We start from the raw sequence: 17388 nt of genomic DNA on the forward strand, positions 1-17388 counted from the left end.
ATATTTAGCGCCTCAAGATGGCTTCTCTCATAAGGTTTATTCACTGCATGCGCATATCAGCCTGGTTGTTATGTTCGTTATCATTTATCGCCCCGCTCAGTTGGGCAGAATCCTCACCAACGGATACCGCCGCGCAGAAGCAGCAACAAATCTTATTCTTTAACCATGACGATCGAGATATCGTTCCCGACACGGCGATTTGGCCGTGGCAAGCGATTGGGCAATTGGAAACCGCCAGCGGCAACCTCTGTACCGCAACGCTGATTTCCCCGCATCTGGCGCTGACTGCCGGGCACTGCGTAGTCACGCCACCGAAAGGTGAGATAGATAAACCCGTCGCGCTGCGCTTTCTGGCGACAGAAAATGGCTGGCGGTATGAAACAACGGAAATTGAAGCGCTGGCGAATAAAACGCTCGCCAAAAGACTGAAAGCCGACGGCGAGGGATGGATTGTTCCCCCGTCAGCTGCCCCGCTGGATTACGCTCTGATTCGGTTAAAACAAACTCCACCTGACATTCGCCCACTCCCGCTCTGGCAAGGCAGCCGCCAGGAATTGATGCAGGCCTTGAAGGATAACGGTCAGCGCGTTACGCAGGCGGGCTACCCCGAGGATCATCAGGAAACGCTTTATCGCCATCAAAACTGTTTGATCACTGGTTGGGTTCACGCCGCCGTTATGGCGCACCAGTGCGACACGCTACCTGGCGATAGCGGCTCTCCGCTGATGCTGAATTCAGCCACAGGTTGGGTACTCATGGGCATCCAAAGCTCAGCCCCCGACGCCAGCGAACGCGACCAGGCCGATAATCATGCGGTTTCCGTTACCGCCATTCGCCAGCAGTTAGAAACATTGACAAAACTACGATCGCCAAAATAACGCTGATGTCCCCACAGAAACCCACCATCAGGCGGAAACCGTTATTCAGGATACCGCCTGACGCCATCGTTTCATGGTATAAATAAATATCTGTTCTATTCTTATCAGAGATATAGGTTATATCATCCATATTGTCACCCCATAGCAACGTGACAATTATCAGAATGTTATTTCTATCTTATGAGAGAGGCCGGTTTTTATAATTAGACCCCCATTTATTTTCAGAGCACTTTCTCAAAAAAACTGTCTATCTCTGCTCGCAAGCGATGTGAAAATAACATAAATTCATACAATACACTGAAAAGCGAAAACACGATTTAAGACAAGAAAGTCTCAGATCCGTCACGGAAAGATAAAGGTGATATAATAAGTTACCTCAATTTTTAGCCTCTATGTTATTGTGTCGCCGTTAAATTAAATTGATGTTGTCGCGATTATTATTGCGGAAAGGAAGAGTCTACATGTTAAAACATTTGAGCCATGACGAAAAAAAACGCATGCAGACTCTCGACGAATTACAGAAAACCGATACATCTCAAGACGATATTCTTCACAAACTCACGAATATGGCCTGCCAACTGCTCGAAACCCCCACGGCACTCGTCACATTAACCGGCTCTAAATCTCTGCATGTTAAAGCGAAAACCCATTTTCCTTTGGATGATATGGATAAAATCGGTTCCTTCGACCATTTTACCGTACAAACGGGTCAATCCTTTATCTGCCCCGATGCCACTCAGGACGACCGTTTTAAAGACAGCCCTTACGTAACCGGCGAACCTTTTATCCGTTTTTACGCGGGTGTACCGCTGAAAACCAAAGGCGGCTATTCCATCGGTACGTTCAGCGTCATCGATTGTATTCCACGCACCTTCAGCAAGATCCAACTGCGGCTACTGCATGATTTAGCAACGATTGCGATGGTGCTAATGGAATACCGCAACGCGATTGGGCTGATTGATGCCGTCACACTGTTGCCCAATCGCCAGCGTCTGATTGACGACATTAGTCACATTACCGACATTCACGAGCCCTACCTGCTTATTCTGATTGATACCATCGACATTTCTTACGCCTATGAAATGGGATGTGCGCTGGGTATGCCAACCGTAGAAGGCTTGCTGAAAGATATCGGAGTCTTTTTACGTCTTAGCTTAAATTCATCAGACAATCTGTACTCTGCCGCCGTAGGCCGTTTCGCCCTGCTGGTGAAGGCAGATAGGAAGGAGCAAGTTCTGGCGGAACTCGACGCCTGTGCTGAGCGGATTCATGAAAGTATCACCAGCCATATTCCGCTCAAGCTGGAGTTCTTCGTTGGTTACACCGAATTCCAGATTCCGGCCAAAGAGCCGCAGCAAATCTTGCGTGAATCAATGAGTGCACTGCACACTGCCATCACCAAGAATATTCGCCAGTTTGCCTACGACCCAGAGGCCGATAAAGCGCAACAAATCGCCTTTACCTTGCTCAATGAGCTGGCCGATGTGCTACAGAACAAGAAGCAAGGCCTCTATTTGGTTTATCAGCCGAAATTAAACATCAAGACCAACACTGTGATTGGTGCCGAAGCGCTGATTCGCTGGCGCCACCCCGAGTTAGGTGAAATTTATCCTGACCAGTTTATTCCGCTCGCGGAAGGTACGACGCTGATGCGTCCGTTAACGGACTGGGTCACCCGAGAAGCGGCATGTCAGGTGAAGCAGTGGCGTCAGGAGGGGCTAACGTTCCCCGTGTCGATTAACGTTTCTGCCAAAAATTTTTCCGAGAATGACTTTATCCCACGCCTCATCACCATTCTGGAGAACCACGGCCTCACACCTCAGGACATTGACATTGAGTGTGTCGAGACGCAGAAAATCATCGAAAGCACTGAGACGCTCGCGACAATCCAAACGCTGCAACAGCTCGGATTTACTATCGCGCTTGATGATTTCGGTACGGGATATAGCAACTTGAGCTATCTGCGCAATATTCCCTCTACGGTGATAAAGCTGGATAAATCGCTGATTAAAGATATAAAAACTGACCGCAAAAGCCGCGTCATTGTGCAATCCGTTATCAGCATGCTGCACAAATTGAATTACATTGTGCTAGCGGAAGGCGTAGAAAATAAGGAAACACTCGAATACCTGGCTCATTTTGGGTGTGATGAAGTCCAGGGCTACTATTTCTCCCGGCCTATCCCTCCTGATGCGTTCACCACTTGGTTAACGACGCGCTCGTCACAAACGTCTGCATAACATCCCCCGTCAGGCGGGCTATTCAACCAACGGTACGGAGAACGCCTATGACTCTTCTTACTCAGCAGGATGCGCTCGCCATCAGACAGGCCATGGCGCTGCTGGAAGCCCCCTCTTTTACCATACAGGCAGCAAATCTGGTTGGAAAACCGATTGAATGGAGTCTGTCGAAGCTACCCGCCATGGTGAGAAATAAAATACAGGATGTGGTTCATTCCGCACTCTACAAAGCGGTAGACGCCGCACTCTATACGCTGGACGATGCGCCTGACCGCGTGGCATCACCAAAGACACACAAGCTGGTCGTTGCCGCTTCCGGTGCAGTCAGCGGTTTTTTTGGCGCGGCGGGCCTGCTGGTTGAACTGCCTATCAGCACCACAATCATGATGCGTTCCGTGGCGGATATTGCCCGCAGCGAAGGTTTCTCCCTCACTAATCTTTCCGTCAAAGCCGCCTGTGTGGAGGTTTTCGCGCTCGGTGGGACACAAGACAGCGACGACGCTGCCGATTCTGCTTATTACACGTCACGCGCCGTTCTGGCCGATATCACCCGACATGCCAGCCGCGAATTAATCGGCATTGCTGGCAAGAAAAGCGCAGGGAAAGCGTCTACTCGAATGAGCACCTCACAGGCAGGAAAAACGCTGGCAAAATTGATTGATGCAGTCGCCACCAGACTGGGCGTAACCATGACGGAAAAAATGGCCGCGCAGATTGCTCCGGTGATTGGGGCTGCCAGTGGTGCAGCCATTAATACGCTGTTTATTCACCACTACCAAAACATGGCGAAAGGTCATTTCATCATAAAACGTCTGGAACAGCAGTATGGTGAAGAAGCCATCAGGTCGGCTTACCTTGAGATCAAAAAGCAGCCCTTGCCGACCTGATGTGATACCGAGAAAATTACCCTTCTACCTGCTCCATCGCCTGCAAAACGCGCTTATCCGAGATCGGGAACGGCGTTCCTAGCTGCTGAGCAAAGTAGCTGACGCGCAGCTCCTCAAGCATCCAGCGCACCGCTTTCACATCGTCGTCGTCACGTAGCTCCGCAGGCAGTTTATTCCACCACTGCTGCCACGCCTGTTGAACGTGCTCCACTTTCAGCATCTGCGCTCGATCACGGTGGACATCCTGCGCCAGTTTCTCCAGACGGCGCTCTATCGCTTGCAGATAACGCAGCACGTCCGGCAGGCGCTGCCAGCCGTTTGCGGTCACAAAGCCACGGAACACCAGACCGGTCATCTGGCTCTTGATATCGCTTAACGCCAGCGCCATCGCCATGTCTACACGCCCTTTCAGACGCTTGTTAATGGTGAAGACCGCCGTCAGGATTTGCTCAACCTGTTTGGCGATATCCACCACCGTATCGTTCAGCTCCGCCCGCACTTTTTCATGCAACTGCTGGAAGGCCTCTTCCTGCCAGACCGGGCCACCGGATGATTCAATCAGCTTATCCACCGCGCAAGCGATGCAGTCGTCGATGAGATCCAACACTTTGCCGTACGGGTTGAAATAGAGGCCGAGTTTCGCCTTGTTTGGCAGCTTTTCATGTAGATATTTGATCGGCGACGGAATGTTTAGCAGTAACAGGCGGCGCAGCCCTTGCCGCATGACCTGCTGCTGCTGATGCGGCGTGTCAAACAGACGAATAGCCACGCTATCCTTTTCATCCACCAATGCCGGATAGGCTTTAACCGAGTAGCCGCCACGCTTCTGCTCATAGCAATCCGGCAGCGAACCGAAGCTCCAGACGTGCAGACCGCGCTGCTCCAGCCCGTCATCCACGACAGATGACAGCGTTTGCTGCACTTTATCCTTGAGTTGATCTTTCAGCGCATTCAGATCTTTGCCTTCTCGCTGCGTCCGATTCTTCTCATCGATAACGCGGAACGTAATTTTCAGATGATCGGGCACCTGATCCCACTGCCATGCCTCGCGTGGCACCGTGACGCCCGTCATCAGCCGCAGTTCACGCTCCAGCGCATCCAAGAGTCCTTTCTCTAATGGCGTGGTACGGGCCAGAAACGCTTCGGCATAGTTCGGCGCGGGCACGAAGTTACGACGTAACGGCTTAGGCAATGATTTAATCAGCGCGATCGTCAGTTCGCGGCGCACGCCGGGAATCTGCCACTCAAAGCCCTCTTCACGCACCTGATTGAGAATAGGCAAAGGAATGTGTACCGTGACGCCATCGGCGTCCGCGCCCGGTTCAAACTGATAGGACAAGCGCAATTTCAGGCTGCCCTGATGCCAGAAGTTCGGATAATCCAGCGCGCTCACCTTCTCCGCGCCATCTTTAATCAACATGCTCTTTTCAAAATTAAGCAGGTCAGCGTTGTCCCGGCTGGCGGCTTTCCACCATGTATCAAAATGGCGTGACGACACCACATCGTGTGGCAACCGCTGGTCATAGAAAGCAAACAGGGTTTCGTCATCCACCAGAATGTCGCGGCGGCGCGATTTATGCTCGAGATCTTCCACTTCCGCAAGCAACTTGAGGTTGGCGCGGAAAAAAGCGTGATGCGTTTGCCAGTCACCTTCCACCAGCGCGTGGCGGATGAACATTTCACGCGACAGCGTCGGATCAATTTGGCTGTAGTTCACCTTGCGCGCCGCGACAATCGGCAGCCCGAAGAGTGTCACCTTCTCCTGCGCCATCACCGTGCCCTGCGCTTTCTCCCAGTGAGGATCGCTGTAGCTCCGTTTAATCAGATGCTGAGCCAGCGGCTCGATCCACTCGGGTTCAATACGCGCGGCAATGCGTCCCCACAGACGACTGGTTTCCACCAGTTCCGCCACCATCGTCCACTTAGGCGGCTTTTTGAATAACCCCGAGCCTGGGAAAATCGCAAACCGCGCGTTACGCGCACCGCTGAACTCCTGTTTCTCAATATCTTTCTGCCCGACATGCGACAACAAGCCGGTGAGCAGCGCACAGTGAATACTCAGATAATCGGCCGGTTCGCTATTGACTGGCAGCCCCAGTTCTTTCACGACCTGACGCAGTTGCGTGTAGATATCCTGCCATTCGCGCACGCGCAGGTAGTTAAGGAAATCTGTGCGGCACTGGCGGCGGAACTGGCCGGATGAGAGCGCTTTTTGCTGATCGCGCAGGTAATCCCACAGATTGACGAAAGCCAGAAAATCGGAGTCTTTATCGGCAAAACGGCGGTGTTTCTCATCCGATGCCTGCTTCTTATCCATCGGTCTTTCGCGCGGGTCCTGAATCGACAGTGCAGCGGTGATGATCATCACTTCACGCACACAGCCGGTTTTACGCGCTTCCAGCACCATTCGCGCCAAACGCGGATCGATCGGCAATTGCGCCAGCTGTTGCCCCTGCGGCGTCAGGCGGTAATGCCCGTTCTCTGCCAGATTAATCGCGCCTAATTCCTCCAGCAGCCGCACACCGTCCTGAATATTGCGTTTATCCGGCGCTTCAACAAACGGGAACGCGGCGATATCACCTAGTCCCAGCGACGTCATTTGCAGAATAACGGAAGCCAGATTGGTACGCAGAATTTCAGGATCGGTAAATTCAGGCCGCGACAGGAAATCCTGCTCGGAATAGAGACGGATACACACCCCAGCGGCGACACGGCCACAGCGTCCTTTACGCTGATTCGCCGACGCCTGCGAGACAGGTTCAATCGGCAGGCGCTGGACCTTGGTACGGAAACTGTAGCGGCTGATGCGCGCGGTGCCCGGATCGATGACATAGCGAATCCCCGGCACGGTAAGCGAGGTTTCCGCCACGTTGGTTGCCAGTACGATGCGGCGGCCGTGATGTGACTGAAAGACGCGGTTCTGTTCCTGATTCGACAGGCGCGCGTACAGCGGGAGGATCTCGGTATGCGGCAAGTCCAGACGGGTCAGCGCCTCTGCCGTATCACGAATTTCTCGTTCACCGCTCATGAAGACCAGAATATCCCCCGGCCCTTCGCGCGTCAGTTCATCGACCGCATCAAAAATCGCCTGTAGCTGATCGCGCTCGCTGTCATCAGCGTCTTCCACCACGGGACGATAGCGCACGTCCACCGGATAGGTCCGGCCGGATACTTCAATGATCGGTGCGTTATTAAAGTGGCGAGAGAAGCGCTGCGGATCGATGGTCGCCGACGTAATAATCACTTTTAAATCAGGGCGCTTTGGCAACAGCTGGCGCAAATAGCCCATGATAAAATCGATATTCAGGCTGCGTTCGTGCGCTTCATCGATAATCAGCGTGTCGTACTGCATCAGCAGGCGATCCTGCTGAATTTCCGCCAGCAGAATACCGTCGGTCATCAGTTTGACCAGCGTATTGTCACCCACCTGATCGTTAAAACGAACTTTATAACCGACGCTGCCACCCAGCGGCGTTTCCAGCTCGGCAGCAATGCGGTCAGCAACGGTTCTGGCTGCCAGACGACGCGGCTGCGTGTGGCCGATCAGACCGTGTACCCCTCGCCCCAGTTCGAGACAGATTTTCGGCAGCTGCGTGGTTTTACCCGATCCCGTTTCACCCGCGACGATAATCACCTGATGATGACGCAGCGCATCCAGTATCTCGTCTTTTTTCTGGCTAACGGGCAACTGTTCAGGATAGTGAATCGTCGGACAGCTTGCCCGACGGTTCTCGACTTTCTGGCGCGCGGCAGCGATTTCCCCCTCAATTTCCTGAGCGATCGCCGCCTGAGCCTGCGGGCTGCTGACCTTCGCCGCGCCCTGTAAACGGCGGCGCAGACGTTGCCGATCGCGAAGCATTAGCTCACTTAACTGCGTAGATAATGCACTGAGAGGTGATTTCACGTTGCTCTTCCTTAATCGTTTTCTCTAATTCTTGTCTCTGCCGGGGCGATGCTCGCCGCCGAATCTGGCTCGATGGAGCCTAATCTACTTTCAAGGCACGAAATTTTTAAGCCGTGGATAGTAGCACATTGTCATAAATCGCTCTAATAGCACCATTTTGTCTTATTCAAGAAAATCGAATAAAGACCTCGAATATTTGCACTTTTCTCTTTGCAGATCACCGCATAAGATGTGACGCATCAAGGGGCGTTATGTTGTCGCCCACTTCAATCACTAAAGGAATTGGCAATGAGCAAAGTATTGGTTCTGAAATCAAGCATTCTGGCAGGTTATTCTCAGTCAAACCAACTGGCCGACCACTTCACCGCCGAGTGGCAGTCTGCACATCCAAGCGACAGTATCACCGTCCGCGACCTGGCAGCTCAACCGATTCCGGTTCTTGATGGCGAATTAGTCGGCGCTCTGCGTCCTTCCGATGCTGCCCTGACCCCACGTCAACAAGAAGCACTGACACTGTCCGACGAACTGATCGCCGAACTGCAGGCGCATGACATTATTGTGATCGCTGCACCAATGTATAACTTCAACATTCCGACTCAGTTGAAGAACTACTTCGACCTGGTTGCCCGTGCTGGTGTGACGTTCCGCTACACCGAGCAAGGCCCAGAAGGTCTGGTGAAAGGTAAACGCGCTATCGTCTTAACCAGCCGTGGTGGCATCCATAAAGGCACACCAACCGATCTGCTGGAACCGTACCTGCGCGTCTTCCTGGGCTTCCTCGGCCTGACCGACCTTGAGTTTGTGTTCGCTGAAGGCTACGGCTACGGCCCGGATGTGGCACAGAAAGCCACCGACGCGGCAAAAACTCAGCTGTCTCAGCTGGTCACCGCATAAAGAATCCTTGTTCATACGAATAAGTGTTACCGACCTTGCCATTGATTGACTTGGTTTAATTATTGCGCGCCTTCCGGCGCGCTTTTCTTTATCTCATCGCCAGCCGCATTGTCCGACCTTTGCAACAATTGCGTCGCCTCTTTATCCGCTTTGATGTGAATCTCATGCTCGATCTTCACGTTCATATTGATGGTGATCGGCTCTTTGGGCGCAGCCACTTCGATGCGCGGCACACATCCCGTCAGGAACGCGACCATGCAACCTACCGCCAGCAATGTCTCGCACTTGTTCATTGTTCTACCTTGAATTTATTCATTGGCCTGCTGCTCCAGCGTATCCCGCAAGTTATCGCCAAAACGCAAGCTGCGCCATAGCTGGAAGATATTCTCCTGATGGCGATAGTTAAGAATCACCTGGCGTTTCGCACTGAGCTGCGGGTTTTTCCCCTGCACCTGCGACGTTAATGTCAACTCGCCCTGATTAGTCAGGTCAAGCGTGGCATAGGAACGCCCAATTTCCAGATAGCGCAGCCAGCCAATCGCCGCCCCGCCGGCCAGATTTTTACTCGCTAACTCATCGGCCAGTTGGTTATCCAGCCGCAGCGTCAGAAAACCATCATTGGTAATCCGTCCGCCTTCAATCAGCGTGGTCGGGTGATTAAAATTCAGCGGAAGCGTGCCGCTCACGCGCCCGGACAGGGCAAGCTGCTTTTGCTTCAGCACCGTCATGAGTTCGCTAAGATCCACACTCTTAACGGTGAATAGCGCGGGTTCCCGCTGTGGCCAGCGTAGCGTAGACAGACCAATATGCCCATCTAATACGTCCATATCGGCTTGAGACATAACCAGCGGCTGTCGTTCACTGTACGGGTAAAAACCCTGGAGATCGACGCGGATATTGCTCATCCGAAACAGGTTGTCCAGCACGTCAATTCGCAGCGCAACAGGCTGCTTGACGCCCAGTTGCCAGCGCTGATCTTTCAGACGATAAGGCAAGACAAAGTTGACGCCGCTCACCTCACCATCCTGTAGCCACAGTCCGCCATTTTTCACCACCCAGTGTCCGCCTGCGATGAATCCTTCTTTACGTGCGGCAGAGAATGCCGCCTGCGCGTAAAATTGTCCGGCGCGGATGTTCATTTTCAACAGCGGAGAAAGCAGAGGTTGAAACACCTTAAGCGGCTGTGTCGGCCACCACGCCCCCCCGCGCAGTCGCTCCCCCTCCCAGCGGCCACGCAGCCTGACCGGCCCGATATCTTCAGCCTGTAGCTGCCCCTGTAGCTGGAAATCATCCGGGCTACGCCCCTGCATCGCCAGCGTTAGCAACGAAGGCGGCAAGTAGCCCCCGTAGCTGAAGTGTGCCCGTTCGGAAGCCAGTTGCAGCGCGCCTTGAAAGTGTTCGCCGGAACGAGCACGCTGCCACCGGATCGGCTCAGTGATCGTCAGGCGGGGCTGGTGTACCGTCACAATGCCATAGCCCAACTGATCCAAGCCGCTCAACAGCTGGGTGACTTCTATCAGGGTATCCTGCCACTGGCCTCGACCGGCTACGTCCCACTGACCTTTCAGCGGCGGTAGCTGACCATTGCCCCAATAACGCCATTGCCACTGCCCTTGATCCGGCCAGAAATCCTGTGCCTGACCGTCAAGGTGCAAGCTAAAACGCCCCCAATACGCTTCCCGCGCCTTCACAATCGCCTGTAATCGTCCATTCACGCCCGTTGCACTGACTCGGACGCCCGCCAGCGGCCAGCGCGCTTCTTCAAGATAAATTTGCGGCGCAGGCGTTCCCCAGGCACGCAGCAGCGCTCCGGGTAAAAGAGAAAGTTCGGGATTGAGAATCGAGCCCTGCAACACCCCCGGCAGCGTCGCCGTCAGGGAGAGTGCGGGTAAGTTTGCTTGCCCAGTAAGCTGAAAGCGCAATTCGCTGTTGAGCAGACCGATATTGCCCGGCCCCAGCACTAACACGGCGTTCGCCTTGCCATTATGCCCTTGCGTCAGCATGTTCAACCGCGCGTTAATCGTGGTGGCATCCAGCCCTTGTCGCCAGTGCTGTAATGTCATGGCTATCTGTCCGGAGAGGGGCTGATCGGCATAAGGCCAGCGCCAGACACCGTTAGTCACCTGAATCACTTCATCCGTCAGTTGCCACGGCAGCGATATCAGCGGCGTCTCATCATTCGCCGCATTCAGTACCAATTCACCCGCTTGATGATGCCAATCCAGCAGAAGCGAAAGCGGATCCGGCGTTTGCCCTGAATCCAGTTTTCCGGTGAGCCGCCCCTTCACCGGTGCGGCATCCAGCGTATCGGCCAGTTCCATATCACCACTGACTAGCAGGCGCGCGAACCCCGCTGGCGTTGCGATCATGCTCTCATGCAGGGTCAGACGTTTATCGTTCAGTTCTGCCTTAAACGCCAGTTGATCGCCCTGATAATCCAGCGTTTGTTGCCGCTTGCCGTCGCTGCTGAGTCGCACCTGTCCGGCGTAATCCTGCCAAGGCTGTAACGTAAACGTCTTCACCTGAATATCGGCCGCAGGCAATCGCTGCTGCCATTGCGCCAACTGCGCCGCTGGCTCAGTGCTGCTGCTTGCTGGCACATACTGTAGGCAGTCGCTGTTTAACGTCACGGCATCAATGTCGACATGCCATCTCCAGCTATCCCAACGCAGCGTCATATTCCGTACGTCAACAAGCATGCACTCCCCAGCCATAAGACTGACCCCTGCGCTATCCAGCCCACCGCCCTGCCAGCCAGGCGTCCCATTCACGACCAAAGACATCTCCGTCGGGAGCCAGAGGTTAGCAAGGCGCGGTAGCCACTGTGGCAGTGCTCGCCAGGAAATAAACAGCAGTGCGGCGAGCAGGAAAGTAACTGAAAGTGCACGTTTTTTAATCATTGGCGCGAGTTAAGCATCCTGTTCAATAGCGGTAAAATTCGTCCTGTATAACCCTGCCGGTTATTCATTCACAAATCGCTCCATTTGTTAACAAATAAACCTATCTAACGCACATTTATCATTATTGTGCGTACATACTCATTACCCTTTCGTGGTAAAATGTTTAATTGAGGTTATATTTTGTAATGAATCACGTTATCTCATCATGAACAAAGCGTTTACGGGTGGATATCAGGATTATCTCCTTTTGCCCGCATCGCCTTAAAAAAAGCAATGAGCAACCTGAATCATTACCGCTATCCGCTGATTCATTTTCGTGGGTATGCCTCATGTTAAATCAGTATTCGGACACAGCATATCAAGGACTGCTTTATGCGTAATAACACCCCTGTAACTGACCGCCAACTCCCTCTTTCTGAAAAAACCAGACTCATGTCGGTCACCACGCCAGAAAGTTATATTACCTACGCGAACAAAGATTTTATTGATGTCAGTGGCTATACCACTGATGAGCTGATGGGGCAGCCCCATAATCTTATCCGACACCCGGATATGCCACCAGCCGCCTTCGCGGATATGTGGAAAACGCTGCGCGCGGGCAATATCTGGACGGGAATTGTGAAAAATCGGTGCAAAAATGGCGACCATTACTGGGTAAAATCCAGCACCACGCCGCTGAGAAAAGGCGGTGAAATTGCGGGTTATATGTCTGTGCGGACCGTTGCCTCACCCGAAGAAATTCGTCAAGCCGAGGCGCTCTATGCCAGTGCAAACGAAGGTAAACTGAAGTATCGTACCTTCCATCATGGCCTACTGATTTATACTGGGCCATTGCGCATCCTGAGTCTTTTTAAAACCATGCCGTTACGCTGGCGCATCCGCAGCTATTTTCTGCTCTTTAGCCTGCTTCCGCTCATCGCCGCCTATTCCCTGCTGCCGGGAACCGCATTGGCTTCCATCCTCTTCCCGCTACTTATCGCCTGCTGTTTTGTCAGTGGTGAGCTTCTGGTACACCATGTTGCCCGTCCTATCGAGCAAATTCTGGCTCAGGCCATGCGTTCCGCCGCCGGACAGGCAGACAACCTGACGCAGCTTAATCGCGTGGATGAAATTGGCATGTTAATGCGCGCGGTAAACCAGTCCGGTATGAATTTCCGTACCTTCGTGGACGATGTGAACACCAATCTGAGCGAGCTGAAAAACGCCTGTAATGAAATCGCGCAAGGCAACCATACATTGGCACAGTGCTGCGAGGAAACGGAAGAAAGCCTGCAACAAACCGCCGCCTCCGTGGAACAGCTCACTGCAACAATAAAAAGTAATGCGGAAGCCTCACTTCAGGCCTCACTCTATACGCAGGATGTGAATCAGGCGGTGAACTCTGGTGAGCAGGCTGTCAGCCAGGTCTCCGATACGATGGAGACGATCACCCGTTCCAGCGAACGGATTACGGATATCGTCAGCGTGATGGATAATCTCGCGTTCCAGACCAATATTCTGGCCGTGAACGCTGCTGTTGAAGCTGCCCATGCCGGAGAACAGGGCAAGAGCTTTGCGGTGGTCGCCAGTGAAGTGCGTTCGTTGGCACAGCGTAGCGCCTCTTCTTCCAGCGATATCTCGACCATTATTGACGAAACACTGAATAGTATTCGTACCGGCGAACAGCAGGTCTCACACACGCATAAATCCATGAGCAATATTCTGCTGCAGGTTCAACACGTCACCAATTTGATGAATGAGATCAGCCTCGCAACGCAGGAACAATCTCAGGGGCTAGATCAAATTAATGAAGCGGTAAACCGCATCGATGAACTCACGCATCAGAATACCGCGTTAGCCAGTCAGTCGCATTCGGCCACCGATCACCTGCAACAGCAGATATCAAGCATGGTGCAGGCCGCCTCTGTCTTCAGCCTTTCCCGCTAGCTAATCTTATTCTCACGGGCGCTCCTATCAGGGCGTCCGTCGCCCTGTTTCCTCATCATTTTTCCCTTTCTTTAACATGCGTTGGCCACAGTGCAAATTCGCAGAGTCATAATATACTTAACAAATGAATGCTTTTGGTCATCGGCGCGTGCTCTGGTAGCGAGTTGGGTTAGGCAACGACTTTTCTAAACAAAAATAACGATTTCCTAAAGAAAAAATAACGGGCGAAACTAGTAAGAATATATAAGTCTCCTCGCTAAGTATTTCGTGAAGATTGCCGTTAATTAAATAGCATTAACCGCTTTTCCGTTCGCTAATGGATCTAAAAACATTACGTTTATGCTTGCTTATACTAAAAGGATCAATAAATGCGTAAGAATTTTCCGGTCAGTGATATTCAGTATTTATTAGATGAAAAAGCCAAGCTGATGTCGGTTACCACCACCGATAGCCATATTACTTATGCCAATGACGATTTTATTGATGCCAGTGGTTACGACTTTGAGGAAATCCTCCACCAACCTCACAATATCGTGCGCCACCCGGACATGCCCCCGCAGGCGTTTGCCGACATGTGGGCAACGCTGAAGGCAGGTAAAATCTGGACGGCCGTCGTCAAGAACCGCCGCAAGAGTGGCGACTATTATTGGGTAAAAGCCAGTACGACGCCGCTGATGAAGGAAGGGAAAATCACAGGATATATGTCGGTGAGAACCCGCGTTTCACAGGAAGAGATTCGGCAAGCAGAAGCGCTTTACCACCAAATGAACGAGAATAAATTAAAAAACCGCCAGCTCTTTCAGGGACTATTGATTTATAAAGGGCCGCTAAAACTTCTTAGCTTATTTACCGTCATCCCCATACGGTGGCGGATAAGAAGCTACGTTTTCCTTTTCATGCTATTTGCGCTTCTTTTCTTATTGGCGACCCTTCCACTCACCACACCGCTATTAACTTTTGTTCTGGCACTACTCGCTGGCGCGACAATAACCAGTGAATTATTAGTTCAACATCTGGCAAAACCACTGGAAAAGATTCTACGCCAGGCTATTAATTCCGCATCCGGGCAGGCGGACAACTCGTTTCAACTTAATCGCGTGGATGAAGTTGGCATGTTATTACGCGCCGTCAACCAATCCGGCATGAATTTCCGCACGTTTGTCGATGATGTCAACGGCAAGCTGGCCGAACTGCGCCACGCCTGCGGCGAGATTGCTTCCGGGAATTACACGCTAAGCCAGCGCTGTGAGGATACCGCGCAAAGCTTGCAATCCACCGCATCATCAATGGAAGAACTGACGGCGACGATTCAAAGTAATGCTTCTGCCTCTCAACTGGCGACACGCTGTGCGAACGATGCCAATCAGGCCGTTGATGCAGGAGAGAAGGCAGTCAATCAGGTCACGGACACCATGGCGGTCATGACCCGTTCCAGTAAAGAGATCACCGACATCATCAGCGTGTTGGATAATCTGGCGTTCCAGACCAATATTCTGGCACTTAATGCAGCAGTAGAAGCCGCTCACGCCGGAGAACAGGGCAAGAGTTTCGCCGTGGTTGCGGGGGAAGTCCGTATTCTGGCACAGCGTAGCGCCGCCGCCGCCAAAGACATCGCGGCGATTATCGACACCACGATCGCCAACATCCACACCAGCGATAAACTGGTCAGCCACACAAGTCAGTCGATGAACCATATATTGACTCAGGTGCAGCAGGTCACGCAGCTTGTGAATCAAATCAGCCTGGCCACACAAGAGCAATCACAAGGGCTGGGGCAGATTAATTCTGCGGTGAACAACATTGATGAATTGACGCGCCAGAACACCATTTTGGCCACGCACTCCAGTTCTGCCATTAACAGTCTGGAACAGCAGATCTCCACAATGTCCGAAGCCGTGTCGGTTTTCAGTACGTCTCGCTAAAATCGGTCTTACGCTATTATTGCCTCTCAATTTCAAACCGTTACTGTCAGTCAGGTAACGGTTTGTCACCGCCCAATTTTCTGATAGCTTAACCTAAGGATTTTTCGGAGAAACTATCAATGAAACTGGCAATTTACAGCACTAAGCAGTATGACCGTAAATATCTGGAGCAGGTCAATCAGCAGTTTGGCTATGAGCTGGAGTTTTTTGATTTCATGCTGACATCGCGCACCGCGAAAACCGCCGCGGGCTGTCAGGCCGTCTGCATCTTTGTGAACGATGACGGTAGCCGCGAGGTGTTGACTGAACTGGCTGCGTTGGGCATTAAAACGCTGGCGCTGCGCTGTGCGGGCTTTAACAATGTCGATTTGGAAGCCGCTAAGGAACTGGGTATTAGCGTGGTGCGCGTTCCCGCGTATTCCCCTGAAGCTGTCGCCGAACATGCGGTCGGCCTGATGCTGACGCTTAACCGCCGCATTCACCGCGCCTATCAGCGTACTCGCGACGCGAACTTCTCTCTGGAGGGGCTGATTGGCTTCAATATGCACAACCGGACGGCGGGCATTATCGGCACAGGAAAAATCGGTATCGCCACGATGCGCATCCTGAAAGGCTTTGGCATGCGGTTGCTGGCTTTCGATCCCTATCCGAACCCGCAGGCCTTGGAATTAGGGGCGGAGTACGTCGATCTCAAAACGCTGTACGCCAACGCGGACGTCATCTCCCTGCACTGTCCGCTGACGCCGGAGAATCATCATCTGCTGAATCAGGCGGCCTTTGCGCAAATGAAAAACGGCGTCATGATCGTCAATACCAGCCGTGGTGGACTGATCGACTCACAGGCTGCTATCGACGCGTTGAAGCAGCAGAAAATTGGCGCGCTGGGTATGGACGTTTATGAAAACGAGCGCGATCTCTTCTTTGCCGATAAATCCAACGATGTGATTCAGGACGATATTTTCCGCCGCTTATCCGCGTGCCACAACGTACTGTTTACCGGACATCAGGCGTTCCTGACAGAAGAGGCACTAATCAGCATTTCCCAAACCACGCTACAGAATTTGAAAGACATCAGCCAGAACGTGCCTTGCGAAAATCTGGTTACATCTTGACCTTCTATACCCTAAATAATTAGGGTTTCAGGAAGGCGGCAAGAAAAGGAATCCCGATGAGCTTACTCAGGTAAGTGATTCGGGTGACGAATCTGCCGGGAGCAGATTTGAACGCTGCTAGCAGCGGCCCTTCAGGCCGAGGCCCACGACGGGCCGAGTATTTGAGCGCAGCCAACGCACATGAGACTTGAAGTATGACGGGTATATTGCGGCAGTGCTGACTGCCGCAATCCTCACCCTGCCGGGCAACTTCCATTCATCAGCGATTGTTCGCTACAGCGTTTACCGTTGGCTAACTGACAGGCCCCCACGCTCGCACCATCAAGCTGCCGGGAAATCGCCATCGTTCCACCAATCAACGTACAGTTAACGTCAACCGGCGAACTGCTTTTCAGCAACACCACGGTGCTTGTGTCATCATTTTGCGTGGCGTTTTGCTGGGTAGCGACAGTGTTATCAGTATGATTACTGCATCCTGCCAGCAGGAGCGCAGCGGCAGTACATAGCCATGGCAATAATTTCATGTTTTGGCCTCGGATCGGGTGGAGCAAAAGTTCTGATACCACGTTTGGCATCAACACCTATCGAACAGACTTTTAAGACAAGGACTATATCCACCATAACACTCTTCGGCAACACATTGATAAATGCTATAAGGGGTTCTACGTCGGAACTGACGAAAATCGTTCGTCAAAAAGAACCAAATTCACCAGCTATTGGGGTCG

The 17388-nt window shown here is 52.5% G+C and carries 11 protein-coding genes; 7 read left to right on the forward strand and 4 right to left on the reverse strand.

What is annotated here, in order from left to right; translation table 11 throughout:
* Positions 1–47: 47 nt before the first annotated feature.
* The 3 genes from LOZ86_RS11430 (at position 48) to LOZ86_RS11440 (ending at position 4005) form a co-directional block, all read left to right on the forward strand.
* Positions 48–878, forward strand: coding sequence for a trypsin-like serine peptidase (locus LOZ86_RS11430; RefSeq protein WP_039513633.1), 831 nt, complete (start codon positions 48–50; stop codon positions 876–878).
* Positions 879–1339: 461 nt separating this feature from the next.
* Positions 1340–3118 (forward strand): sensor domain-containing phosphodiesterase, encoded by a 1779-nt coding sequence (locus LOZ86_RS11435; RefSeq protein ID WP_039480824.1) that lies wholly within the window; start codon positions 1340–1342, stop codon positions 3116–3118.
* Positions 3119–3165: 47 nt separating this feature from the next.
* Complete coding sequence (locus LOZ86_RS11440; protein ID WP_230242020.1) at positions 3166–4005, forward strand: EcsC family protein; 840 nt, start codon at positions 3166–3168, stop codon at positions 4003–4005.
* Positions 4006–4021: 16 nt separating this feature from the next.
* Here LOZ86_RS11440 and hrpA read toward each other — a convergent pair whose 3' ends face one another.
* Positions 4022–7909: an ATP-dependent RNA helicase HrpA gene (gene hrpA / locus LOZ86_RS11445; protein WP_039480829.1), complete on the reverse strand. Its 3888-nt coding sequence runs from the start codon at positions 7907–7909 to the stop codon at positions 4022–4024.
* 288 nt (positions 7910–8197) lie between these two features.
* Here hrpA and LOZ86_RS11450 point away from each other — a divergent pair, with 288 nt between their 5' ends.
* Entirely contained in the window at positions 8198–8803 is a 606-nt protein-coding gene (locus tag LOZ86_RS11450; RefSeq protein ID WP_039480832.1) for an FMN-dependent NADH-azoreductase, read from the forward strand.
* A 59-nt stretch (positions 8804–8862) separates the two neighbouring features.
* Here the strand turns inward: LOZ86_RS11450 and LOZ86_RS11455 are convergent, their stop codons facing one another.
* On the reverse strand, positions 8863–9096 hold the full coding sequence (locus LOZ86_RS11455) for a YnbE family lipoprotein (RefSeq protein ID WP_039480833.1): 234 nt from the start codon (positions 9094–9096) through the stop codon (positions 8863–8865).
* Between the two features lie 15 nt (positions 9097–9111).
* The gene (locus LOZ86_RS11460; RefSeq protein WP_230242022.1) at positions 9112–11703 is read right to left on the reverse strand and encodes a YdbH family protein; all 2592 of its coding nucleotides are present in this window, start codon (positions 11701–11703) and stop codon (positions 9112–9114) included.
* A 372-nt stretch (positions 11704–12075) separates the two neighbouring features.
* On the opposite strand from LOZ86_RS11460, the gene LOZ86_RS11465 reads away from it, so the two are divergent.
* From LOZ86_RS11465 to LOZ86_RS11475, 3 genes are all read left to right on the forward strand, one after another.
* A complete protein-coding gene (locus tag LOZ86_RS11465) occupies positions 12076–13629 on the forward strand; it encodes a methyl-accepting chemotaxis protein (protein WP_039480839.1) in 1554 nt (517 codons plus the stop codon).
* 368 nt (positions 13630–13997) lie between these two features.
* Positions 13998–15551 (forward strand): methyl-accepting chemotaxis protein, encoded by a 1554-nt coding sequence (locus LOZ86_RS11470; protein WP_039480841.1) that lies wholly within the window; start codon positions 13998–14000, stop codon positions 15549–15551.
* Positions 15552–15670: 119 nt separating this feature from the next.
* The gene (locus LOZ86_RS11475; protein ID WP_039480844.1) at positions 15671–16663 is read left to right on the forward strand and encodes a 2-hydroxyacid dehydrogenase; all 993 of its coding nucleotides are present in this window, start codon (positions 15671–15673) and stop codon (positions 16661–16663) included.
* A 233-nt stretch (positions 16664–16896) separates the two neighbouring features.
* On the opposite strand, the gene LOZ86_RS11480 is transcribed toward LOZ86_RS11475, so the two are convergent.
* Positions 16897–17187 (reverse strand): putative hemolysin, encoded by a 291-nt coding sequence (locus LOZ86_RS11480; protein WP_039480846.1) that lies wholly within the window; start codon positions 17185–17187, stop codon positions 16897–16899.
* Positions 17188–17388 lie beyond the last annotated feature (201 nt).

The organism is Pectobacterium parvum, assembly GCF_020971565.1.
Taxonomy (GTDB): Bacteria; Pseudomonadota; Gammaproteobacteria; order Enterobacterales; family Enterobacteriaceae; genus Pectobacterium; species Pectobacterium polare.

What these genes read in the sequence shown, in the direction of transcription:
- LOZ86_RS11430 (WP_039513633.1), top strand. Translation starts at nt 48, where the DNA reads ATGCGCATATCAGCCTGGTTGTTATGTTCGTTATCATTTATCGCCCCG.
- LOZ86_RS11435 (WP_039480824.1), top strand. Translation starts at nt 1,340, where the DNA reads ATGTTAAAACATTTGAGCCATGACGAAAAAAAACGCATGCAGACTCTC.
- LOZ86_RS11440 (WP_230242020.1), top strand. Translation starts at nt 3,166, where the DNA reads ATGACTCTTCTTACTCAGCAGGATGCGCTCGCCATCAGACAGGCCATG.
- LOZ86_RS11450 (WP_039480832.1), top strand. Translation starts at nt 8,198, where the DNA reads ATGAGCAAAGTATTGGTTCTGAAATCAAGCATTCTGGCAGGTTATTCT.
- LOZ86_RS11455 (WP_039480833.1), bottom strand. Translation starts at nt 9,096, where the DNA reads ATGAACAAGTGCGAGACATTGCTGGCGGTAGGTTGCATGGTCGCGTTC.
- LOZ86_RS11460 (WP_230242022.1), bottom strand. Translation starts at nt 11,703, where the DNA reads ATGATTAAAAAACGTGCACTTTCAGTTACTTTCCTGCTCGCCGCACTG.
- LOZ86_RS11465 (WP_039480839.1), top strand. Translation starts at nt 12,076, where the DNA reads ATGCGTAATAACACCCCTGTAACTGACCGCCAACTCCCTCTTTCTGAA.
- LOZ86_RS11470 (WP_039480841.1), top strand. Translation starts at nt 13,998, where the DNA reads ATGCGTAAGAATTTTCCGGTCAGTGATATTCAGTATTTATTAGATGAA.
- LOZ86_RS11475 (WP_039480844.1), top strand. Translation starts at nt 15,671, where the DNA reads ATGAAACTGGCAATTTACAGCACTAAGCAGTATGACCGTAAATATCTG.
- LOZ86_RS11480 (WP_039480846.1), bottom strand. Translation starts at nt 17,187, where the DNA reads ATGAAATTATTGCCATGGCTATGTACTGCCGCTGCGCTCCTGCTGGCA.